The organism is Pseudomonas sp. NPDC077649, from assembly GCF_044542855.1.
Taxonomy (GTDB): domain Bacteria; phylum Pseudomonadota; class Gammaproteobacteria; order Pseudomonadales; family Pseudomonadaceae; genus Aquipseudomonas.
On the sequence record NZ_JBITVF010000002.1, the window covers coordinates 334514 to 357080 of the forward strand.

General features: G+C 67.1%; 20 protein-coding genes. 10 read left to right on the forward strand and 10 right to left on the reverse strand.

Features of this window, described 5'->3' with window-relative positions; genetic code table 11:
• Nucleotides 1-91: 91 nt before the first annotated feature.
• Nucleotides 92-1093 carry an AraC family transcriptional regulator gene (locus tag ACIGFL_RS08630; RefSeq protein ID WP_021442692.1) on the reverse strand — a complete coding sequence of 334 codons (1002 nt, stop codon included), beginning with the start codon at nucleotides 1091-1093 and terminating at the stop codon, nucleotides 92-94.
• Between the two features lie 272 nt (nucleotides 1094-1365).
• Here ACIGFL_RS08630 and ACIGFL_RS08635 point away from each other — a divergent pair, with 272 nt between their 5' ends.
• Together ACIGFL_RS08635 and ACIGFL_RS08640 are read left to right on the forward strand one after the other, a co-directional pair.
• Nucleotides 1366-1683: an Mpo1-like protein gene (locus ACIGFL_RS08635; RefSeq protein WP_021442693.1), complete on the forward strand. Its 318-nt coding sequence runs from the start codon at nucleotides 1366-1368 to the stop codon at nucleotides 1681-1683.
• Between the two features lie 252 nt (nucleotides 1684-1935).
• The gene (locus ACIGFL_RS08640) at nucleotides 1936-3324 is read left to right on the forward strand and encodes an adenylate/guanylate cyclase domain-containing protein (protein WP_021442694.1); all 1389 of its coding nucleotides are present in this window, start codon (nucleotides 1936-1938) and stop codon (nucleotides 3322-3324) included.
• Nucleotides 3325-3372: 48 nt separating this feature from the next.
• Here the strand turns inward: ACIGFL_RS08640 and ACIGFL_RS08645 are convergent, their stop codons facing one another.
• Nucleotides 3373-4407 (reverse strand): glycosyltransferase family 4 protein, encoded by a 1035-nt coding sequence (locus tag ACIGFL_RS08645; RefSeq protein WP_397496874.1) that lies wholly within the window; start codon nucleotides 4405-4407, stop codon nucleotides 3373-3375.
• Entirely contained in the window at nucleotides 4404-5225 is an 822-nt protein-coding gene (locus ACIGFL_RS08650; RefSeq protein WP_021442696.1) for a UDP-2,3-diacylglucosamine diphosphatase, read from the reverse strand. The genes ACIGFL_RS08645 and ACIGFL_RS08650 overlap by 4 nt, the downstream gene beginning before the upstream one ends.
• 134 nt (nucleotides 5226-5359) lie before the next feature.
• On the opposite strand from ACIGFL_RS08650, the gene ACIGFL_RS08655 reads away from it, so the two are divergent.
• From ACIGFL_RS08655 to ACIGFL_RS08665, 3 genes are all read left to right on the forward strand, one after another.
• A complete protein-coding gene (locus tag ACIGFL_RS08655; RefSeq protein WP_397496875.1) occupies nucleotides 5360-6106 on the forward strand; it encodes an AraC family transcriptional regulator in 747 nt (248 codons plus the stop codon).
• A gap of 209 nt (nucleotides 6107-6315) precedes the next feature.
• Nucleotides 6316-6651, forward strand: a complete 336-nt coding sequence (locus ACIGFL_RS08660; protein ID WP_397496876.1) for a tRNA-binding protein — start codon at nucleotides 6316-6318, stop codon at nucleotides 6649-6651.
• Entirely contained in the window at nucleotides 6648-7499 is an 852-nt protein-coding gene (locus ACIGFL_RS08665; RefSeq protein WP_397488529.1) for a DMT family transporter, read from the forward strand. The genes ACIGFL_RS08660 and ACIGFL_RS08665 overlap by 4 nt, the downstream gene beginning before the upstream one ends.
• Nucleotides 7500-7557: 58 nt before the next feature.
• On the opposite strand, the gene ACIGFL_RS08670 is transcribed toward ACIGFL_RS08665, so the two are convergent.
• Nucleotides 7558-7839: a SelT/SelW/SelH family protein gene (locus ACIGFL_RS08670; RefSeq protein WP_397496877.1), complete on the reverse strand. Its 282-nt coding sequence runs from the start codon at nucleotides 7837-7839 to the stop codon at nucleotides 7558-7560.
• Between the two features lie 71 nt (nucleotides 7840-7910).
• Here ACIGFL_RS08670 and ACIGFL_RS08675 point away from each other — a divergent pair, with 71 nt between their 5' ends.
• Nucleotides 7911-10097, forward strand: a complete 2187-nt coding sequence (locus ACIGFL_RS08675; protein WP_397496878.1) for a patatin-like phospholipase family protein — start codon at nucleotides 7911-7913, stop codon at nucleotides 10095-10097.
• Between the two features lie 163 nt (nucleotides 10098-10260).
• Here the strand turns inward: ACIGFL_RS08675 and ACIGFL_RS08680 are convergent, their stop codons facing one another.
• The 4 genes from ACIGFL_RS08680 to recQ form a co-directional block, all read right to left on the reverse strand.
• A complete protein-coding gene (locus tag ACIGFL_RS08680) occupies nucleotides 10261-12336 on the reverse strand; it encodes a FimV/HubP family polar landmark protein (RefSeq protein WP_397496879.1) in 2076 nt (691 codons plus the stop codon).
• Nucleotides 12337-12618: 282 nt separating this feature from the next.
• Complete coding sequence (locus tag ACIGFL_RS08685) at nucleotides 12619-13050, reverse strand: MarR family transcriptional regulator (protein ID WP_021442248.1); 432 nt, start codon at nucleotides 13048-13050, stop codon at nucleotides 12619-12621.
• 136 nt (nucleotides 13051-13186) lie between these two features.
• On the reverse strand, nucleotides 13187-14347 hold the full coding sequence (locus tag ACIGFL_RS08690; protein WP_397496880.1) for a diguanylate cyclase domain-containing protein: 1161 nt from the start codon (nucleotides 14345-14347) through the stop codon (nucleotides 13187-13189).
• Nucleotides 14348-14426: 79 nt separating this feature from the next.
• Nucleotides 14427-16556 (reverse strand): DNA helicase RecQ, encoded by a 2130-nt coding sequence (recQ, locus tag ACIGFL_RS08695; protein WP_397496881.1) that lies wholly within the window; start codon nucleotides 16554-16556, stop codon nucleotides 14427-14429.
• 166 nt (nucleotides 16557-16722) lie between these two features.
• Here recQ and ACIGFL_RS08700 point away from each other — a divergent pair, with 166 nt between their 5' ends.
• The 4 genes from ACIGFL_RS08700 to lapD all read left to right on the forward strand — a co-directional run bounded on the left by ACIGFL_RS08700 (nucleotide 16723) and on the right by lapD (nucleotide 20537).
• The gene (locus ACIGFL_RS08700; protein ID WP_021442245.1) at nucleotides 16723-17310 is read left to right on the forward strand and encodes a YecA family protein; all 588 of its coding nucleotides are present in this window, start codon (nucleotides 16723-16725) and stop codon (nucleotides 17308-17310) included.
• A 21-nt stretch (nucleotides 17311-17331) separates the two neighbouring features.
• Nucleotides 17332-17730: a YbaN family protein gene (locus ACIGFL_RS08705; protein ID WP_397496882.1), complete on the forward strand. Its 399-nt coding sequence runs from the start codon at nucleotides 17332-17334 to the stop codon at nucleotides 17728-17730.
• A 167-nt stretch (nucleotides 17731-17897) separates the two neighbouring features.
• The gene (lapG, locus tag ACIGFL_RS08710; protein WP_397496883.1) at nucleotides 17898-18581 is read left to right on the forward strand and encodes a cysteine protease LapG; all 684 of its coding nucleotides are present in this window, start codon (nucleotides 17898-17900) and stop codon (nucleotides 18579-18581) included.
• Nucleotides 18582-18593: 12 nt separating this feature from the next.
• Entirely contained in the window at nucleotides 18594-20537 is a 1944-nt protein-coding gene (gene lapD / locus ACIGFL_RS08715) for a cyclic di-GMP receptor LapD (protein WP_397496884.1), read from the forward strand.
• A gap of 48 nt (nucleotides 20538-20585) precedes the next feature.
• Here the strand turns inward: lapD and ACIGFL_RS08720 are convergent, their stop codons facing one another.
• On the reverse strand, nucleotides 20586-20927 hold the full coding sequence (locus ACIGFL_RS08720; RefSeq protein WP_397496885.1) for a tryptophan synthase subunit beta: 342 nt from the start codon (nucleotides 20925-20927) through the stop codon (nucleotides 20586-20588).
• A 75-nt stretch (nucleotides 20928-21002) separates the two neighbouring features.
• The coding region (locus tag ACIGFL_RS08725) for a type I secretion C-terminal target domain-containing protein (RefSeq protein WP_397496886.1) at nucleotides 21003-22567 on the reverse strand (1565 nt) is incomplete at its 5' end.

The window sequence follows — 22567 nt, forward strand, 5'->3', positions numbered from 1 at the left end:
CGCAGGCAACGGATTGCCTGGCCGAGCTGAAATCCCCCGAACCCGTATTCGCAAGGGGCGTAGCCCGGATGGCATCCGGGCTACGGCCCCTTCATAGCCGCGCGCGGTACTCGCCCGGGGTTTCCTCGAACCAGCGGCGGAAGGCGCGGAAGAAATTGCTCGGGTCGGCGAAGCCGAGCAGGTAGGCGACTTCCAGCAAGGTCAGGTTGGGCTGCGCCAGGTACTGCTCGGCCAGCTCGCGGCGGGTGTCGTCGAGCAGTTGCTGGTAGCTGGTGCCCTCCTCCTGCAGGCGCCGCTGCAGGGTGCGCTGCGACAGGTGCAGGGCCTGCGCCACCACTTCGCGGCGCGGCTCGCCCTGCGGCAGCAGGCGGCACAGCACTTGGCGCGCCTGGTGGGTGACGCGGCTGCCGCAGAAACGCGCCAGGTAGTCGCCGGCGAACCGGTCGTGCAACTGCGCCAGCGCCTCGTTGGCGCTGGGCAGCGGCGCCTCCAGATCGCCGCGCTCGAAGATCAGCCCGTAGTGCTCGGCATTGAACCGTAGCGGCGCCTGGAACACCTGCTGGTAGGGCGCCAGATCGGCGGGCGGCGGCCCCTGCAGGCGGATCTCGCGCGGACGGATCGGCTTGCCGGTCATCCAGCGGCAGAACGCCAGGCAGTAGGCCAGCGACGCCTCGGCGCTCTGCCGCGCCGGCGGCAGGCGGTCGCCGTGGATCGCCAGGGTCAGCGCATAGCCGTCGGGCTGAGGCAGGAAGCTCAGGTCGGCGCCCTCGCCGATGATGCGCTGGTAGCGCACCAGGCGGGTGAAGCCGTCGCGCAGGTTGCGGCTGGACATCAGCGCGTAGCCGACCACGTGGAAGGAGGCCGGACGCACCACCTGCGCCATGTTCAGGCCGATCGCCGGGTTGCCGGACAACGCCACCGCGCGCTGCCACAGGCGGGTCATGGCGTCCTGCGGAAAGCGCGCGTCGGGGTCGCTCAACGCCGCGTAATCCAGGCCCAGCTCGGCAAACAGCCTGGCGCAGTCGACGCCGCCCAGCTCCAGCGCCTGCACTATGGCCAGGGCCCAGCTGGAGGATGTGGTTCTCTCGCTCATGCTCTTGTTCTTGTAGGTTGGATCAGGCCGTCAACGCCCGGCTTGGCGGCGCAAGGATACTAAACTGGCACCTTATGTCAGTGGCCCAGGGAGACAGCCGAATTAATGTGATAGTGCACAGCGGTACCTTCCTTATACCCTTCTGCCTGCGGGAGGAGGTGGCGCGAAGCGCCGGATTAGGGCGGTGGGCATGCTGTGTGGTTCTTCATGATGTGGGGGTGCCTGCCTGGCATGCCCGAGAGACTGACGCCGACAATAACAGGAGGTGCGCCATGACCGCCCAGACCACCGAACGCTACCAGAGCTTCGCCGAGTTCTACCCCTACTACCTGCAGGAACACAGCAACCCCACCTGCCGCCGCCTGCACTACGTCGGCAGCCTGCTGGTGCTGGCGATCCTCGCCTATGCCCTGGCCACCCAGCAGTGGCTGTGGCTGCTGGCCATGCCGCTTGCCGGCTACGGCTTCGCCTGGGTCGGCCACTTCGTCTTCGAGAAGAACCGCCCGGCCACCTTCCAGTACCCGCTGTACAGCCTGATGGGCGACTGGGTGATGCTCAAGGATGCCTTTACCGGCCGCATCCGCTTCTAGTCGCAGGGTTTCAGCCACCTCTTGGGGTGCGCCGCACGCACCGGCCTTCCTGTCAGCGGTGCGCACCGCGCACCCTACGGAGCCTCCCACCGACCGCCTGCCGTTACTTTGGCGCCACTCGGCGGTCGCGCTTGGCTGACCGCCCCCCCTTGGTTATGATCCTCGCCCACCGAGCTCCTGGCTCAGGTCTTGCAGACCACTCCAGGCGTCCAGCAAGAGACGCCAGAAATCCAGCAGGGATAGTTTCAGCAGATGAAGTCAGCCACCCCCAGCCGTGTCAACGGGCTGCCGACGCCGCCGTTGCGCGAATACTATTCGCGCGTACTGGCCTATATCGCCACGGCCGCCAGCATCGCCGCCGGCACCGTCGTCGGCCACTTCGCCTACGACATCCTGTGGATGGTGCCCTACGCCCTGCTCTACCCGCACCTGGCGCACAACCTCAGCCGCCGCTTCAAACGCGACCACCCCGGGCAGACCGACCTCGCCCTGCTGTTCATCGACGCCCTGCATGCCGGCGCGGCCGCGGTGCTGCTGGGCTTTTCCAGCGTGCCCAGCCTGATGTTCCTGCTCACCCTGAGCTTCAGCGCCCTGGTCATCGGCGGCCTGCGCTACCTGGGCCTGGCCCTGCTGGTGGCCGGCAGCAGCCTGGCGCTGTGCGCCGCGCTGGTGGAAGTTCATCTCAATACCGACACCCCGACCCTGGTGGCGCTGGTCAGTATCCTCTTCGCCACCCTGTACATCTGCATCACCGCCTACTTCGTCAACCAGCAGGGCCTGCGCCTGGCCCAGGTGCGCAGCGAGATCAAGCGCGAGCAGGAAAAGGCCGCGCGGCTGGCGCGCAACCTGGCCAAATACCTGTCGCCGCAGGTGTGGGAGTCGATCTTCACCGGCAAGAAGAGCGTGCGCCTGGAGACCCAGCGCAAGAAGCTCACGGTGTTCTTCTCCGATATCAAGGGCTTCACCGAGCTGTCCGAGGAGCTGGAAGCCGAGGCGCTGACCGACCTGCTCAACACCTACCTCAACGAGATGTCGAAGATCTGCCTGAAGTACGGCGGCACCATCGACAAGTTCATCGGCGATGCGGTGATGATCTTCTTCGGCGACCCCAGCAGCCAGGGCGCCAAGAAGGACGCGGTGGCGGCGGTGTCCATGGCCATCGCCATGCGCAAGCACATGAAGGTGCTGCGTCAGCAATGGCGCGCCCAGGGCATCACCAAGCCGCTGGAAATCCGCATGGGGCTCAATACCGGCTACTGCACGGTGGGCAACTTCGGCGCCGACACGCGCATGGACTACACCATCATCGGCCGCGACGTGAACCTCGCCAGCCGCCTGGAAAGTGCCGCCGAATCCGGCGAGATCCTCATCTCCCACGAGACCTATTCGCTGGTCAAGGACGTGATCATGTGCCGCGACAAGGGCCAGATCGCGGTCAAGGGCTTCACCCGCCCGGTGCAGATCTACCAGGTGGTGGACTTCCGCCGCGACCTGGGCGCCACCTCCAGCTACGTCGAGCACGAACTGCCGGGCTTCTCCATGTACCTGGACACCAACGGCATCCAGAACTTCGACAAAGAGCGGGTGATCCAGGCGCTCAACCAGGCCGCCGAGAAGCTGCGCGACAAGGTCATTCTGTAGCTTGGCGCACGCTCGTGCGGGGGGCGCGGTGCGCACCGAGCGAGCCAGCTAACGGCCGTCCGCCAGCACCTTGCCCAGCACCGGCTCACCATCGATCAGCGGCTGCAACGCCAGAAACTCCAGCGCCGAGGCGCGCCAGGACTGCGCCGCCGCCAGCTCCGCGCAACGCCCTCGGTGCAGCTCCAGCGCCGCCAGGCAGGCGCTGCGCAAATCCTCGTCCATCACCCCGCTCTGTCCTTGCAGCAGCACGTCCAGCGGCCCGGCCACCGGATAGGCAGCCACCGGCGTGCCGCAGGCCAGCGCCTCCAGCATCACCAGGCCGTAGGTATCGGTGCGCGACGGGAACACCAGCACCGCCGCATCCTGGTAGGCCTCGGCCAGTTGCCGGCCATGGCGATAGCCGAGAAAGCGCACCTGCGGATAGCGCGCCTGCAACGCCTCGCGCTGCGGGCCGTCGCCGACCACGCGCTTCTCGCCGGGTAGGTCCAGATCGAGAAAGGCCTCGAGGTTCTTCTCCGGGGCGATGCGCCCGACGTAGAGAAAGATCGGCCGCGGCGGCCGCGGGCGCTCGCCGTCGACGCGAAACAGTTCGCTATCGACGCCCTTGCGCCACAGCTGCAGGCGCTGCAGGTGCCAGCCGGCGAACTCCTCGCGCAGCCGCTCGGTGGTCACCAGCACCGCCTGGCTGGGGCGATGGAAGGCGCGCAGGAAGGCATAGCCCCAGCGCGGCGCGATCCACGGCCAGCGGGTGCTGACGTATTCGGGAAAGCGGGTGTGGATAGCCGTGGAAAAGGCCAGGCCGCGCCTGACCAGCCAGCGCCGCGCCGTCCAGCCCAGCGGCCCCTCGGTGGCCAGGTGGACGCAGTCGGGACGAAAGTCGCGGATCGCCGCGCCGACCCGCCACAGGTTCCACACCAGCGGAATCTCCGGGTAGGTCGGACAGGGCACGGCACGAAAGTCCGCCGGCGACAGCAGCTTGACCTGATGGCCCAGGCCGCGCAGCTCGCGCACCAGGGCCTGCAGACTGGTGACCACGCCGTTGACCTGCGGCGTCCAGGCGTCGGAGACGATCAGTATCCTCATGCGCCGCTCTCGAGCACGGCGGCGGCCTGCTCCTCGCCGGCCAGACGCGCCTGCGCCTCGGCCAGGCGGTACAGCTCGATCTGTCCGTCCCAGTGCTCGATCAGCGCGGTGCAGGACTCCACCCAGTCGCCGCAGTTCATGTACTCCACGCCACCGACCTGGCGAATCTCGGCGTGGTGGATATGGCCGCAGACCACGCCCTGCAGGCCGCGCTTGACGCATTCGTGGGCGATGGCCTCCTCGAAGTCGCTGATGAAGTTCACCGCGGTCTTGACCTTGTGCTTGAGGTAGGCCGACAGCGACCAGTAGCCGTAGCCCCAGCGGCTGCGCCAATGGTTGAGCCAGCGGTTGAGGGTCAGGGTGAACTCGTAGGCCGAGTCGCCGAGAAAGGCCAGCCAGCGGTGGTAGCGGGTGATCACATCGAACTGGTCGCCGTGGATCACCAGCAGACGACGACCGTCGACGGTGACGTGCTCGGCCTCGTCGACCAACTGGATATTGCCCAGCATCAGGCTGGAGTAGCGGCGCAGGAATTCGTCGTGGTTGCCGGTGACGTAGATCACCTCGGTGCCGCGCTTGCTCATGGTCAGCAGGCGGCGGATCACGTTGGTGTGCGCCTGCGGCCAGTAGATGCCGCCGCGCAGCTTCCAGCCGTCGATGATGTCGCCGACCAGGTAGATGCGGTCGGCCGAATAACGCTTGAGGAAGGCCGCCAGGTGCTCGGCCTGGCAGTCGCGGGTGCCGAGGTGCACGTCGGAGATCCACAGAGTGCGGACACGTTGCTTGCGGCTGGGCTTGGCGAGCTGGGCGCTGGTCATGGGCGGGCTCCGGCTGGGTTTCGACGAGCTTGAGCGCTGGCGGTGAAAGGCTTGTGACAGGCAAAAGACCGTTCGATGACGAGGCGCCAGCCCCGGACAGGCGGTACACTGCCGGCGTTGCCGAGGAAGCCGCCATGCCCCCGATCCTGTCCCTGCGTCACTACAGCCATGAACTGCTGTGCCACAGCCACGACCATGCCCAGCTGGTGTTCGGCCTGGCCGGCGAGCTGCAGTTCGAGGTGGACGGCCAGGGCAGCCGGGTACGGCGCCACCAACTGGCGGTGGTGCCGGCCGGCGCCCGCCACGCCTGCGGCAGCCCGCAGGGCAGCCAGTGCCTGGTGCTGGACCTGCCGGCCAACGACTGGCTCGAACGCCAGCTCGGCCACCATGCGAGCGACATCCAGCGCCTGCTGGACAGTCCGCGAGCGCTGCAGCTCGATCCGGTTCAGGGCCAGTTGCTCGGCTGGCTCGCCAGCAGCCCGATCAACGACGCGGTGATCGCCAATCAGGGCGCCGCCCTGCTGCTCGGCAGCCTGGCCTGCGCCAGCCAGGAGGCGCGCCCGGGCGGCCTGCCGCTGGCGGCGCTGGACCGGCATATCGAGCAGCACGCCGCGCACCCGCTGCAGGTCGCCGACCTGGCGCGCCTGGCCGGGCTGTCGGTGGCGCGTTTCCACGCCCGCTTCCTGGCCGAGACCGGGCGCACGCCGATGGAACACATCCGCGACAAGCGCCTGCAGCTGGCCGAACGCCTGCTGCGCGGCAGCGACCTGGCCGTCGGCGAGGTGGCCGCGCGGGTCGGCTACAGCTCGCAGAGCGCCTTTACCGCCGCACTCTCCCGCCACCTGGGCATGACCCCGCGGCAATTGCGCCGCAACGCGTAGGTTGGGTTGAGCCGCGCAGCGCCGAAGCCCAACGGCGATCGCCGCGCAGAACGCCATGCGATCACCGAGCGCAGCGCCAGGCGCTCCCTGTTGGGCTTCGCTGCGCTCGGCGCCAACCTACGAGAGTCCGACGACAAAACCCGCAACTCCTGCGACAGACAGCCCTGCGCGAGGCGCCTAGACTGCGCGTCAGTAACCAGGAGTGACCCATGCAACATATCGACTGGCAGGATTTCGAGAAGGTGGAGCTGCGCGTCGGCACCATCCGTTCGGCGCGCCCCAACGACAAAGCCGTGAAACCCGCCTACGTGCTGGAGGTGGACCTCGGCGAACTGGGCATCAAGACGTCCAGCGCCCAACTCACCGCGCATTACAGTTGCGCCGAACTGCTCGGCCGCCAGGTGCTGTGCGTGTGCAATTTCGCCCCCAAGCGCATCGCCGGGGTGCGCTCCGAGGTGCTGGTGACCGGGGTCTATGACAGCGACAACCACGTGGTCCTGGCCGGCTTCGACAAGCCGCTGCCCAACGGCGCGCGCCTGGCATGAAGGAACGTAACGCCCTGCTGGCGATTCACCTCGGCGCCCTGCTGTTCGGCCTGTCGGGCATCTTCGGCAAACTGGCGGCGACCACGCCGAACATGATCGCCGGCGGCCGGGCGATCTTCGCCATTCTCGCCCTGGGCCTGGCCGCCCTGCTCTGGCGCAGCCGCAACGCGGTACGCCCGAGCCTGCGCCAGTTCGCCCTGCTGGGCCTCGGCGGCCTGCTGCTGGGCGGGCACTGGGTGACCTTCTTCGAGGCGGTGAAGGTCTCCGGGGTGGCCATCGCCACACTCGGCTTCGCCAGCTTCCCGGCCTTCACCGTGCTGCTGGAGGGGTTGCTGTTTCGCGAGCGCACCCGGCCCATCGAGTTCGCCATGGTCGCCGTGGTCTGCCTCGGGCTGATCCTGGTGACCCCGGAATTCAGCCTCGCCAGCAGCGCCACCGGCGGTCTGCTGTGGGCAGTGCTGTCCGGCTTCCTGTTCGCCCTGCTGTCGCTGCTCAACCGCGCCAGCACCCGCGGCCTCGACCCGGTGCAGGCGGCGCTGTACCAGAACATCACGGTGTTCGTCTGCTTCATGCCGCTGGCCTGGCCGCTGCTGCCCAGCGTGCGGCCGATGGACTGGCTGTGGCTGGCGATGCTCGGCATCTTCTGCACCGGCCTGGCGCACAGCCTGTTCGTCGCCAGCCTGCGCGTACTCAAGGCACGCACCACGGCGGTGATCTTCGCCCTGGAGCCGGTCTACGGCATCCTCTTCGCCTGGTGGCTGTTCAGCGAGCAGCCGACCCTGCGCATGCTGGCCGGCGGCGCGCTGATCGTCAGCGCCATCTTCGTTTCGGCGCGTATGGCGCGTTGAGGGTGACGGGCGCCTCCCGACCTACGCGCCCCAGGAGCCAAGGTGCGCACGGCGCACCCTACCTGTCGTTATGCCCCAGGTCGCGGCCCGGGTCGATCTGGTCGCGCACCCGCTGCTTGAGCACCTTGGCCTCGGGAAAGCCGCCGTCGGCCTTGCGCTCCCATATCTGCACGCCATCGCAGAGGATGCGAAACACCCCGCCGCTGCCTGGCTCAAGGCTGACCTTGCCCAGCTCGTCGGCGAAGGTGCTGAGCAGCTCCTGGGCCAGCCAGGCGGCGCGCAGCAACCATTGGCACTGGGTGCAATAAGTGATGACGATTTCGGGCTTGTGATCGGACATGGCAGCGGCTCTGGGATAGGGCTTGGCGCCTATAATAGCGGCCTTTCGCCCTGCCCTCGCCGGAAACCGCCATGCGCCGCCTGCTCCGTTCGCTGCTCTGCCTGCTCGCCCTGTCCAGCCTGCCCGCCCTCGCCGCCGAACGCGTCGGCCTGGTGCTGTCCGGCGGCGCCGCCCGCGGCCTGGCGCATATCGGCGTGCTCAAGGCGCTGGAGGAGCAGAACATCCGCGTCGACGCCATCGCCGGCACCAGCATGGGCGCCATAGTCGGCGGGCTGTACGCCGCCGGCTACTCGGTGGAGGAACTGCAGCGCCTGGCCCTGGAGCTGGACTGGCAGCAGGCGCTGTCCGACTCGCCGCCGCGCGAGGACGTGCCCTTTCGCCGCAAGCAGGACGACCGCGATTTCCTGATCAAGCAGAAACTCAGTTTCCGCGACGACGGCAGCCTGGGCCTGCCGCTGGGGGTGATCCAGGGGCAGAACCTGGCGCTGCTGCTGGAGAGCCTGCTGGTGCACCGCAGCGACACCCGCGACTTCGACCGCCTGCCGATCCCCTTCCATGCCGTGGCCACCGATATCGCCAACGGCGAGCAGGTGATCCTGCGCCGCGGCCACCTGCCCCAGGCGATGCGCGCCAGCATGTCGATCCCGGCGGTATTCGCCCCGGTGGAGCTGGACGGCCGCCTGCTGGTGGACGGCGGCATGGTCAACAACATCCCGGTGGACGTGGCGCGGCAGATGGGCGTCGAGCGGGTGATAGTGGTCGACCTCGGCACCCCGCTCAAACCCGTGGAGCAGCTGACCACCGTGGTCGACGTGATGAACCAGTCGATCACCCTGATGACGCGCAAGAACTCCGAGGCGCAGCTGGCCACCCTGGTGGCCGACGACGTGCTGATCCAGCCGCCGCTGGCCGGTTTCGGCGTCACCGACTTCGCCCGCGCCGAGCAGATGATCGACGCCGGCTACCGCGCCACGCAGATCCAGGCCGAGCGCCTGGCCCGCCTGCAGCAGAGCGGCGGCGGCAACCCGGCGCTGGCCATGGCGCGCTCGCGCGAGCAGCGCACCCCGGTGATCCGCGAGATCCGCGTGGAGAACGATTCCAAGGTCGGCGACGCGGTGATCCGCCGGCATATCCGCCAGCCGCTGGGCGAGCCGCTGGACATGGACCGCCTGCAGAAGGACATGGGCACCCTGTACGGCCTGGACTACTTCGAGCGCGTGCAGTACCGCGTGACGCCGCTGGACGAACGCGGCAGCGCGCTGGTGATCGACGCGCGCGGCAAGCGCAGCGGCACCGACTACCTGCGCCTGGGCCTGAACCTGTCCGACGACATGCGCGGCGACAGCGCCTTCAACATCGGCGCCAGCTACCGCGTCAACGGCATCAACCAGCTGGGCGCCGAGTGGCTGACCCGCGTGCAACTGGGCGACCGCCAGGAACTCTACAGCGAGTTCTACCAGCCGCTGGACGCCGGCTCGCGCTACTTCGTCGCCCCCTACCTGTTCGGCGAGGCGCGCAATATCGAGGCGATCCTGGACAACGACCCCATCGCCGAATACCGCCTGGAGCGCTACGGCTACGGCCTCAACCTCGGCCGGCAGATCGCCAACAACGGCGAGATCCGCTTCGGTCTGGGCCAGGCCTGGGGCGAGGCGGACGTGCGCGTCGGCGAGCGCGACCTGCCCAGCTTCAGCTTCAGCGAGGGCTACTACGAACTGATGTACTCCTTCGACACCCTGGACAACGTCGACTTCCCGACCACCGGCGAAGACATCGGCCTGCTGCTGCGCCAGTACGACAGCGGCCTGGGCTCGGATGAGGAGTACCGTCAGTGGCAGCTGGAGCTGAACAAGGTATTCAGCGTCGAGGCCAATACCTGGGTGCTCGGCGGGCGCTACGGGCGCACCCTGGAGGAGGCCGACGTGGTCACCTCCGGCTTTATCCTCGGCGGCGCCCAGGAGCTGTCCGGCTTCCGCCAGGACGCCCTGAGCGGGCAGAACGTGGCGCTGGCGCGGCTGATCTACTACCGCCGCCTGACCCAGCGCTCGCTGCTGCCGCTGGATCTGCCCCTGTACCTGGGCATGTCGCTGGAGCGCGGCCGCGCCTGGAACAACGACAACGCCTTCGACAGCGGCTATATCAACGCCGCCAGCATCTTCCTCGGCCTGGATACGCCGCTGGGCCCGGTGAACTTCAGTTACGGTTTCAACGACGAGCGGGAAAAGGCGCTGTACCTGAACCTGGGCAAGAGCTTCTGACGGCAGGAGCCAGTCGGCTCCCACGGGGCCGTTCTCCTCGCCCGGGGTAACCAGGCACCCGAGCTGGGCTGTCCCGGATTGCATCCGAGCCTCGACGACCACCCCCATAAAAGACAGGGCCGCGCAGCAAGCGCGGCCCTGTCGGCGCAGCGAGTCGGGCGGATCAGGCGATTTCCGCCAGCAACTGGCGCGCGGCCTGTTTCTGCCGGTCGTCGCCCTGGTCGATCACCTCGTTGAGAATGTCGCAGGCGCTGCTCAGATTGCCCTGCTCGATATAGGCCAGCGCCTGGTTGAGCTTGGCCATGTGCTCGGGGTTGCCGGCCAGCTGCTCGATATCGCCCTGCAGCGCCGCGGTGGCATCGGCCTCGCCGGCGAAGGCATCGAGGAAATGCTCGTCGAGCAACTCGTCCTCGCCGCCCACCACCATCTCCATCTCGCCGAAGGCGCTGACGTTCTGCACCTCCTCGTCCAGCTCGAACACCTCCGGCAGTTCCTGCAGGTTGCTGGAGAACCCCGCATCGAACTCCGCCGCGGCGGCCGCCTTGGTCTTGCCGCGGGCGGCCTCGAAGGGGCTGACCATGTCCCAGTCGGCATCCAGCGGCAGGTCGTCGAGATTGAGCTGGAAGTCGGGTTCGGCGGCCGGCGGCGCCACCAGGGGCTGGCTGTGGGCAGGCTGCGGCGCCTGCTGCAGGGCCGGGTGGCGAGCCTTGAGCGCATCCAGCCGCGCCGCATCGAAGCCCTCGGCACGCAGCACCGCTTCCTCGCGTTCGAAGGCGGCGCCGTCGCCCAGCTCGGCCAGCACCTCCAGCAGGCGCAAACGCAAGTCGCTGCGTTGCGGCGCCTGCGCCAGGGCCTTGCTCAGCTCGCCACGGGCCTCGCTGAAACGGCCGTAGGCGATATAGACGTTGGCTGCCTCCAGCGGGTCGACCGGTGCCGCCGGGCGCTGCTGCGGAGTCGGCGCCGGAGTAGGCGCCACGGCCGGCTTGGCGACTGCGACCGGCGCCGGCCGCAGCGGCGCCACAGGGCGCTGTGCCGGCGGCTCGACCTGCACCACCGACGCGGCCTTTTCGCGCCGCCGCGCGGCCCAGACCAGGGCGCCGAGCAGCAATAGCAGCACCACGCCGCCGGCCAGCAGGGTGGCGAACCAGCCACGCTCGGCGGCCACCGGTTCCTCCTGCGACGTCACGGCAGCAAGCGCTGGCACGTCCACCGGCGGGGCAACAGGGGCGCCCTGCTCGGTCAGCTCGGCCAGTTGCGCATCCTTGAGCCGCAACTGCTCCTGCAGTTGCTGCAACTGCAACTGTTGTTGCTGCAACTGCAACTGCAGTTGCGCCAGGCCCTGCTGCAACTGCAGGTTCTCCGCGGCCTGGCTGGCCAGTTCCTGGTCGACCTGGCGCTGCTTCTCCAGCACTTGCTGCAGGCTCTCGGTCGGCTCGGCAGCCGGCGGCGCGGCGGCCAGCGGCGCAGCGACGGAAGCCTCGACGGCCATTGCCGGGGGCTCGACCGGCGCTGCAGCGGCGGCGGCCGTGCTCGGGCGCGCGGCATCGGGCAGCAGCAGTTCGACGCCGGCCAGCAGCCGATTGGCATCGCCACCGATGAAGGCCGCCGGGTTGAGCGAGAGGATGCCGTCCATCAGCGCCTGCTGCGACAGCGGGCTGCCCTGCTCGCGCAGACGCGCGGCGATCGACCACAGGCTGTCACCGCGCGCCACCGCTTGGCGATGGCCCTGGGTGGCGCTGGGCGGTTCGCTGCGCCGCACTGGAGCGGCCGCCGGCTGCGCCGCACTAGGTGTTGGCGCGGCGGCTGCAGGGCTGGGGGCGGCCTGCACGGTGTAGGCGGCAGAGCCCGGCGGATCGAGCAGCACGGTGTACTCGCGCAGCAACTGCCCGCCGGGACGGGCCACCTCGACAATGAAATTCAGATAGGGTTCGCGCACCGGCCGGCTCGACACCACCCGGATCACGCTGCGCGAGCCGCGCAACAGCGGGGTGAAGCGCAGGTCGTTGAGAAAGTAGAAACGCTCGACGCCCGAGCGGCTGAACACCTCGGCCGGCGCCAGGGCGACGCGCAGATCCTCGGCGCCGAGATCGCCCACCGCCAGCAGCTCGATCTCCGCCTCCAGCGGCTGATTGAGCGCCGAATGCAGGGTGATCTCGCCCAGCCCCAGCGCCGGCGCCATGCCCGAATAGAGGGCGGAACCCGACGCCAAACCCAACATCAACTGACGCACCCGAGCCATGTGACCTCCAGGGTTATGCAGGCTCGAACGCCGCCTCCTCCACTCCCTGTATGAGCATCCCGATGGCCGGGAGGCTGGCGCCCTGAACAGTAGGCTGATATCGGGGCGACGCTGTCCCTGTCGAACCCGGCTCGTATTGCAGTATGGCTACTAATTCACAAAGTAGCGGCTTGGGCGCCAGTTTGCCGACGAAGCACATTGCCATCAAGGGCAAATGGTCAAAATTTGGTCACTAAAAGACAGTCGACCGCAACGCGGCCGAAAAGTTGACGCTATCGGGCACTACTTCAGCAGGTTGCCCAGCACTCGGGCATGCACCTGCTGGCAGCGGCGCAGGTCCTCTTCGTCGATGCCGGCGAAGACCTCCTGGCGCAGCTGGGTGGAAATCGCCTCGATCTTCTCGATCAACGGCTGCGCCTTGGGCTGCAGGGCGATCTTCTTGGCCCGGCGATCCTCGGGCACCGCGACGCGGGTCACCAGCCCCTGTGCCTCCAGACTGTCGAGCAGGCGCGCCAGGGTCGGCCCTTCGACGCCGACGCTCTGCGCCAGCTCGCGCTGGGTCGGCATCTCGGTGAAACGGGCCAGGTGCAGCAGCACCAGCCAGCGCGCCTGGGACAAGCCGAGGCCAACCAGACGACGGTCGAGTTCGGAGCGCCAGGCGCGGGACAATTGAGCGACTTGCATGGCGAAACGGTGTTGATCGGGGTAAGACATGGGGGAGCGGGCTCGTACAAAGGTCAAAAACTAATTATTAGCTAGCTAGCCATAACCGCGAGCGCAGGGCAAGCCCGGATTGTGGCCGAGCGTTTCAGAATGCGACTGAAATGCGGCCACGAGTCTCGGCTGCGGATCAGGCCACCACCTGATTGCGGCCAAAGGCCTTGGCCTCGTAGAGCGCGCGGTCGGCATGCTCGTAGAGCTGGTTCAGCTCGCCGCCGACGCTGGGACTGAGGCAGGCGACGCCGATGGACATGCTCAGCATGCTGGCGCTGTCCGAACCCTGATGGGCGATGTTCAGCTCCACCAGCGCCAGGCGCAGCGCCTCGGCACGGCGCTTGGCCTCCTCGGCGCCGATGTCGAACAACAGCAGGGCGAATTCCTCGCCGCCCAGGCGCACGCCCATGTCCAGCGGACGCCGCGCGGCCTGCTCGATCAGGGCGCCGACGCGCTGCAGCGCGGTATCGCCGGCCTGGTGGCCGTAGTGGTCGTTGTAGGCCTTGAAGTGGTCGATATCGCACAGCAGCAGTGCCAGCGACTGCCCATCGCGCTGCGCCTGACGCCACAGGCGCTCGAACTGGCGGTTGAAGCTGCGCCGGTTGTGCAGCCCGGTGAGGCTGTCGCGGTCGGCCAGCAGGCGCATCAGCCGGCTGATGAGAAAGTACTCGCGCGACTTGTATTCGAGCAGATAGCAGCCCACCGCCCCGATCAGGTTGCCGAACAGCAGGAACAGCACATTGTTGATCAATCGCGGTAGCGGCAGGCCGGCCAGCCACTCGGCGCCGATGTAGACCAGCAGTACCGCCAGGGCACAACCGAGCGCCTCGCTCAGACGCAGGCCGACCAGAAAATACGCCGCCATGCTCACCAGCAGCAGCCCCTCGTACGGGTAGCTGGGGTCGGCGTGGTGGGCGATGCCGACGATCACCGCAGCACCAATGCCCAGGGCGAGGATGCAGGTCATGCTCAGCGGTAATAGCAGACGGATGTGGCGGCGCTGAAGGATCAGGGCGGCGCAGGCCACGAGAATGACCAGCACCAGCACGCGCACGGCCAGAATCCAACCCAAATGGGGCGGCTGCACCAGCATCAGGTCCAGCACGCTGAGCGCCAGCCAGATGACCATCGCCGTGCTCAGCGCGATGCGCTTGAGCTCGAAGCTCTCGTCCAGCAAATGGCTGCGGTATTCGCGCTCCAGTACGCGGGAAAAGCGCAGCCAGCGGAACCCCAGGCTGAGCTGGTCGGCATAGGGGCTGGGGCGGACGTCGTCGAGCCAGGCGTGATAGCTGGGCACCGTTACCTCGTCTGTTGGCGGCTTGCCCCACACCTTAGCCGTGTCATCGAGTTGCCGCCAGAATCACGACAATCGTGCGTCAGACCTCGAACTCGGCCTGCAGCGCGGCGCGTACGCAGTAGAGCACCGTCTCCTCGACCCGCCCGGCGAACAGCGGGGCGATCTCGCTCACCGCCGGCAGCTCGCCCTCGCCGTCGAGGAAGGCCTCCTGGATCTCGCCGAGCAGCTCTTCCGGCAGATCCAGCGCCTGTTCCAGCGACAGCTGCTGCTGGCCGATGGCCTCGGCCAGCAGGCTGTACACGTTCTTCTCGCTGCAGCCGAGTTGGCCGGCGATCTGCGTCGGGGTCATGCCGGCGCGGGCCAGGCTGACCAACTCGTGACGCAGGTCGGCCACCGGCGCCGGCGCTTCCTGCGCAGCGCCACCCAGCACCTCGAGGAAGGCCTGGCCATAGCGCTCCAGCTTGCGTGCGCCGACGCCGCTGACCTGAGCCATCTCGCTCAGCGAGCCGGGCTGGCTGCGCAGCATCTCCAGCAAGGTGGCATCGGGGAAGATCACGTAGGGCGGCACGCTGTGCTCCTCGGCCAGTTTGCGCCGCAAGCTGCGCAGCGCCTCCCACATCTCCCGTTCGTGACTGCGCACCAGCTGGCTGGCGGCGCTGCTGGAGGCCTTGGCGGTCTGCGCCGGCTTGGGTTCGCGGCGCAGCTGCAAACCGACCTCGCCGCGCAACAGCGGCCTGCAGGCCTCGCTCAGACGCAGGCCGCCGAAGCCCTCCAGGTCGACGTCGGCCAGGCCGCGGGCGACCAGCTGGCGGAACAGGGTGCGCCACTCGACCTCGGAGAGCGCCTTGCCGACGCCGAATACCGTCAGGTGCTGGTGGCCGACGGCGCGGATCTTGTCGTTGTCGCGGCCGAGCAGGATGTCCACCAGATGACCGACGCCGTAACGCTGGCCGCTGCGGTAGATGGCCGACAGCGCCTGGCGCGCCGGCTCGGTGGCGTCCCAGGTCTCGACGCCGTCGATGCAGTTGTCGCAATGGCCGCAGGGCTGCGCCAACTCCTCGTCGAAATAGCCCAGCAGCACCTGGCGACGGCAGCGGGTTTCCTCGCACAGGGCGAGCATGGCGTCGAGCTTGTGCTGCTCGATGCGCTTGTGGCGATCGTCGCCCTCGGAGTTGTTGAGCATCTGCTTGAGGAAGATCACGTCCTGCAGGCCGTAGGCCATCCAGGCATCGGCGGGCAGGCCGTCGCGGCCGGCGCGGCCGGTTTCCTGGTAGTAGGCCTCCAGCGACTTGGGCAGGTCGAGGTGGCAGACGAAGCGCACGTTGGGCTTGTCGATGCCCATGCCGAAGGCGATGGTCGCCACCATGATCAAGCCTTCCTCGTTGAGAAAGCGCTTCTGGTGATAGGCGCGCAACTCGTTGGGCAGGCCGGCGTGATAGGGCAGCGCCGGAAAGCCCTGGCTGCTGAGAAAGTCGGCGACCTCCTCGACCTTCTTGCGCGACAGGCAGTAGACGATGCCGGCATCGCCCTTGCGCGCGGCGAGAAAGCCGAGCAGCTGCTTGCGCGGCTGATCCTTGGGCAGGATGCGGTAGAAGATGTTCGGCCGGTCGAAGCTCGACAGAAAGCGCTCGGCGTTCTGCAGGTGCAGGCGCTGGACGATTTCCTCGCGGGTGCGCTTGTCCGCGGTAGCGGTCAGGGCGATGCGCGGCACCTGCGGGAACAGCTCGGCGAGCTGGCCGAGCTGCAGGTACTCGGGGCGGAAATCGTGGCCCCATTGCGACACGCAGTGCGCCTCGTCGATGGCGAACAGGGCGATCTCCAGGCCCTGCAAGAAGCTCAGCATGCGCGGCTGCACCAGGCGCTCGGGTGCCAGGTAGAGCATCTTGATCTCGCCGCGGCGGATACGCTCGGCGATCTCGCGCTGCTCGTCATTGCTCAACGTGGAGTTCAGCGCCGCCGCGGCCACGCCCAGCTCGTCGAGGGTGGCGACCTGATCGTCCATCAGCGCGATCAGCGGCGAGACGATCACCGCCAGGCCGTCGCGCAACAGCCCCGGCACCTGGTAGCACAGCGACTTGCCGCCGCCGGTGGGCATCAGCACCAGGGCATCGCCGCCGCCGGCCACGCGCTCGATGATCGCGGCCTGATTGCCGCGGAAGGCGTCGTAACCGAATACGTCTTTGAGGATGCGCTGGGCGTGGTCGAGCATGAAGGCCTCCGAATCGAGCCGCGCATTATGCCGCAGGATTGCCGGCAACAGGGCGCCAGCCTGTCCGAAGCCGGGCTTTTGCCCTCGCCAGGCCCCGCCGCTATGGCCGCTACGGCGGCGGTGGACTAGAATCCAGCCTCGTTTACTCCTTCAAGGTAGCCCCACGATGTCCTTCGCCGAGCAACTGTCCCGCCTGCAAGCCTTTCTCGATGCCGATGAGCTGCACGAAGAGGCGTTGGACTACGTGGCCGCTCATGGCTACCTGACCGCCCTGGCGATCTGCCCGGACCAGGTGCCCGAGCGCGAGTGGATCGACGCCCTGTTCGCCGAACCGCCGCACTACCGCAGCGAGGCCGAGCGCGAGGAGATCGAGAACACCCTGATTCACCTCAAGGCGCATATCGCCCGCCAGCTGGCAGGCGAGGAAGAGCCGGAGCTACCCTGCGAGCTGGACCTGGGCGAGGACCCGGACGACTCCGACCTGCGCGGCTGGTGCATCGGTTTCATGGAAGGCGTGTTCCTGCGCGAGGCGGTGTGGTTCGAGGACGCCGAAGACGAGGTCAGCGAGCTGCTGCTGCCGATCATGGTCGGCTCCGGTCTGTTCGACGAGCAAGCGGAGTTCGCCGAGATCGCCCGCGACCGCGACCTGGTGGACAGCATGATCGACCAGATTCCCGAGCTGCTCACCGCACTCTTCCTGCTGTGCCAGGCGCCGGAGGAAAAACCCGCGCTGCTCAAGCCCCGCCAGCACTGATCCCGCGGGCCGGGCCCGAAGATGCCTCGCGAAATCCAGGAAAGCCGTCACCGCGGTCTTCGCTACCTGCTGCTGGCACTGGGCTGGCTGTGCGTGGCGCTGGGGGTGATTGGCATCTTCCTGCCGGTGCTGCCGACCACCCCCTTCCTGCTGCTGGCCGCCGCCTGCTTCGTGCGCAGCTCGCGGCGTTTCTACATCTGGCTGGTCACCCACCCGCGTCTGGGGCCCTGGATTCGCGACTACCTCGACGGCCAGGGCATTCCGCTCAAGGGCAAGGTCTACGCGCTGGTGCTGATGTGGGCGAGCATCGCCCTGTCCTGCTACCTGGTGCCCCTGCCCTGGGCACGCACCTTCATGCTCACCAGCGCGGTGCTGGTCAGCCTGTACATCCTCAAGCAGAAGACCCTGCCCAATCCCTGACGCCAGGCTGTTCTCACGCCCCTGCGCCCCGGCGTAGCCCGGATGCAATCCGGGAGGCCGTTCCGCCGGATTGCATCCGGGCTGCAGTCTGAATTTCGTCCCGGCCACGGGGCAAATCGCCAGCGCGTCGCCTAGACTTCAGCCGATCGAAGCGGAGATGCAGCCCCATGCGGCCACGGCAGCGCATTCAGGGATGGCAACGGCGTCTGCTGATCCTCTGGGTCGGCGGCGGGCTGTTGGCCGGCCTGGCCCTGGCCAACTGGGACTTCGCCCTGGTTCTGCGCAACGCCGAGAGCCGCTACGGCAGCCTCGGCGCCGCCAAGCAGCGCATCCTCGACTGGGACGCGCTGATCAAGAGCAGCGCCGCGCTGTCCGAGGCGGACAAGCTCGGCGAGGTCAACCGCTTCTTCAACCGCACCATCCGCTTCACCGACGACATCCGCCTGTGGCAGCAGAACGACTACTGGGCCACCCCCGTCGAGATGCTGGTCAAGGGTGCCGGCGATTGCGAGGACTACTCCATCGCCAAGTACTTCACCCTGCGCCGCCTCGGCATTCCCAGCGAGAAGCTGCGCATCACCTACGTCAAGGCACTGAACTACAACCAGGCGCACATGGTGCTGACCTACTACGCCAGCCCCACCGCCGAGCCGCTGGTGCTGGACAACCTGATCAACGACATCCGCCCTGCCTCGCAGCGCAAGGACCTGCTGCCGGTCTACGCCTTCAACGCCGAAGGCCTCTACCTCGCCGGTTCCAATACCCGCAAGAGCGACACCAAGAAGCTCTCGCGCTGGCAGGACATCCTGAAAAAAATGCGTGCGGAGGGCTTCGCCATCGGCGATGGCTAGGAGGAAAGATCCATGTCCCTACTCAAGCAGCTGTTTCTCGCCATCTGCCTGTTCCTGGTGGTGGCCTTCACCGGCAGCTTCATCGCCGGGGTGGAGAGCTCGCGCGAACAGCTGATCAGCCAGCTGCGCTCGCACGCCCAGGACGCCGCCACGGCGCTGGGCCTGTCGATGACGCCGCACGTGGACGACCCGGCGATGATCGAGCTGATGGTCAGCTCGATCTTCGACAGCGGCTACTTCGCCAGCATCCGCGTGGTACGCATCGCCGACGGCAGCCTGGTGGTGGAACGGCGCACCACGGTCACCCCGGAGAACGTGCCGCGCTGGTTCGTCGAGCTGGTCGACCTGCGCCCGCAGGGCGGCGACGCGCTGATCATGCGCGGCTGGGAACAGGCCGCGCGGGTCGAGGTGCTCAGCCATCCTCAGTTCGCCCTGGCCAAGCTGTGGGACAGCGCGCTGGGCAGCCTGCTCTGGCTGCTGTTGTGCGGCCTGGTCAGCGCGGTGCTCGGCGGCTGGCTGCTGCGCACCCAGCTGCGCCCGCTGGACAACATGGTGCAGCAGGCGCAGGCCATCACCCGCCGCGAGTTCCTCACCCTGCCCCGCGTGCCGCGCACCCCGGAACTCAAGCGCGTGGTGCTGGCGATGAACCAGATGGTCGACAAGCTCAAGACGCTGTTCGCCGAAGAAGCCGCGCGCAGCGAGAAGCTGCGCGAGGAGGCCTACCAGGACAGCCTCACCGGCCTGGCCAACCGCCGCCAGTTCGACATCCGCCTGAGCAATCAGCTGGTGGTCAGCGAGCAGCATGCCGACGGCTACCTGCTGCTGCTGCGAGTCAACGACCTCGGCGGCCTCAACCAGCGTCTCGGCGGCCAGCGCACCGACGCCCTGATCGGCGCCCTCGGCGAGCTGCTCAAGCGCCTGCTGGAGGCTCCGGGGCGCAGCGAGTGGCTGGCCGCGCGCAGCCGGGGCGGCGAATTCACCCTGCTCGCCCCGGGTCTGAGCGGCGAGGACGCCGACCAGTTGGCCATCGAACTCAGCCAGGGCCTGGACAACCTGCGCCAGACCGGTGCCAGCGATTGCGATCCGGTCGCGCATATCGGTATCGCCGCGTTTCGCCCGGGCGAGGAACCCGGCACGGTGCTCGGCCGCGCCGACCAGGCGCTGGCCCAGGCGCAGAGCAATGCGGACAAATGCTGGGAACGCCTCGACGACTTCACCGCGCAGAGCGGCCAGGGCCTGCACGACTGGCGCAGCTGGATCGACGATGCGCTGAACAAGGGCAAGCTGCAGCTATATTTCCAGCCGGTGGTCGAGTGCGCCGCGCGCGAGCGCCTGCTGCAACGCAAGGTGCTGGCGCGCCTGCTCGACCCGCAGGGCGAGGCCATCGCCGCCGGGCGCTTCCTGCCCTGGATCGAGCGCCTAGGCTGGGCCGCGCGCTTCGACCTGGCGATGCTCGAACACAGCTTCGCCCACCTGGCGCTACACCCCGAGCCGCTGGCCCTGAGCCTGTCCGCCGCGACCCTGCGCGATGCGCCGAGCAAGGCCAAGCTGCTGGCCATGCTCAAGAGCCACCCCGAGGCGGCGCAGCTGATGACCCTGGAGGTGGACGAGCGTCACCTGCCACCGCCGGCAGAGCTGGAAGCCCTGAGCCAGAGCGTGCGCGAGGCCGGCTTCAGCCTGGGCCTGCAGCACTTCGGCGGCCGCTTCAGCCTGATCGGCAACCTCACCCACCTCGGCCTGGCCTACCTGAAGATCGACGGCACCTACATCCGCGCCATCGACCAGGAAAGCGACAAGCGCCTGTTCATCGAGGCGATCTTCCGCGCCACCAACAGCATCGATTTGCCGCTGATCGCCGAGATGGTGGAAACCGAGGGGGAATTGCGCGTGCTCGAGGAGCTCGGCGTGCATGGCGCCATGGGTCGCCTGATCGGTGCGCCGGCGCCCTGGCAATAGGCGCCCAGGCTATCCGTCAGCGCCGGGTGGCGACGGCACGGGCCGAGTTCACACCAGGTTATGTTCGTCGTCGCCGAGCAGGCCGCTCAGGCCTTCGATCTCGGCCCGCGCGATGGCACGCTGGTCGAGCTTCTGCCGCGCCGCTTCGGGCAGGTCGGTGTAGCGGATCACACCGCGCTCGACCAGCACGCTGACCACGTCTTCCAGCACGCGCACCAACTCCAGGTCGGACTGCTTTAGGCTGTCCAAACGCGCCCTGACCTCTTCCTTGGCCGCCAACCAGGTCTGCAGCTCGTCGCTCTCGACCGCCAGGTTTTCCGTCATTCCCGCGAAAGGCTCGTATTCGACCCGCAGCAACCGCCCCGCGGCGTCGCGCTGTACATAGACCATCGGTGCCTCCGGCAAACGCCCATAAAAAAGCCCGCTGCCCGAAAGGGGGTAGCGGGCTGATCATATAAGCCAGGCTTAGACGGTGTCGACTTTAAGCGTACCGTCGCCGAGCATGCCGAGGATGACCGAGCTTTCGGTCGCCCCAGGACCATAGGCGGCGAACAAGTCGACGTCCTGTAGCACTATGGTCTGGTCGGGACTGGCAAAATCTCCACCGCCCGACGCATCGACCTTGATAACGGTATCGGGGGCGGCGGTCCCGACCAGATTACCTGTGGAGATATCGATATAGTTCAACAGGTTGCCTATACCATCAGGCCCTCCATCACCATCCTCGCCTATCAGCAGTTCCGACAGATCCAGGCGATCGCCACCGCTGTTGTAGCCCGCCACGAAATCGGTGACGGTATCGACGCCGCTCTCCCCGGAGAGCCACTTGAAGGTATCGGAACCACCGCCACCGGTGAGGGTATCGTTGCCCAGGCCGCCGATCAGAATATCGTCGCCACCTTGGCCGAAGAGCAGGTCGTTGCCGCCCCCTCCCAGCAAGGTATCCATGCTGTCACTACCCACGAGGAACTTGCCAGCAGGCGAACCAACCACGCCCTCCTCAGCGGAAATGGTTACGCTGAAGGCTGAAGTTGCCATATCACCATCACCATCATAGATGGTCAGACCGAAATCCAGTTCCTGATCGTCGGGTAGCACTGAACTGTGGGTGGTAGTGCCATTCAGCCGCACCAGGCTTCCGCCGGTATGCACCAACTGCACACCATAGAATCCGTCGATGCCATAAGTCGCGGCCTCCAAGAGAATGGTTGAATTGCTGCCATTAATCGAGGCCGTAATACTGTCAGTCAGGTTGTCGGGCAAATCGATGACATTGTTGTTCTGATCCAGAAACTGAATGCTGAAATTTGTCAGCGACGCACCACCGACGAAAGCAAAGCTTAAGTCAATCTGCGTAAGCTGCTTCCTAGCAGTAGGATGAGTGCTGCCATTACTGTCATCGTCGCTATCGAAAAATCTCAGCATAAGGTTGTCGCCATTGCCAATATGCTGATTACCCACCCCTATACCATTGCTACTGCTGTTGACCACACCAGCATTACCGCCGGAGCCGGAAGTGGTCGTGAAGAGGATGTCGGTAAACAAGTCGAAGTTACCGACAATTTTGCTGTCGACGATCTGTTCCAGCCACAACCCATCACTGACACCTGGCAAATTAGACGCCAAGTTCTGCGATTCGGAGGTGCTCGGGTTGGGTGTAACCAGATTAAATTGATAGGTACCGTCGACCGAGACGAATAGGTTGAAGAACTCCTGACCACCCACCTTGATGGTCAACATCTCGCCAATATAGCTGCCGTCCGAAGCGAACAGATCGGCCCGCTCTTCAACCGTACTTGGTAATGGTGTTAGCAGCATCGCGTCGATGCCATTGGTAGTGGAAAGGCCATCGGCACCCGCCGTATAAGACCAATCGCCCGTGTAAACAGCCTGCACGTTCTGCACAATGAGACTGTCGACCGCATGCAGCAACGGCGTGTCGTCGTCGATCACCACCGTGAAGCTGGTCGTGCCTGTACTGCCATCGGCGTCCGTCACCAGCACATTCACGGCGAACGGCGTGGTGTTGT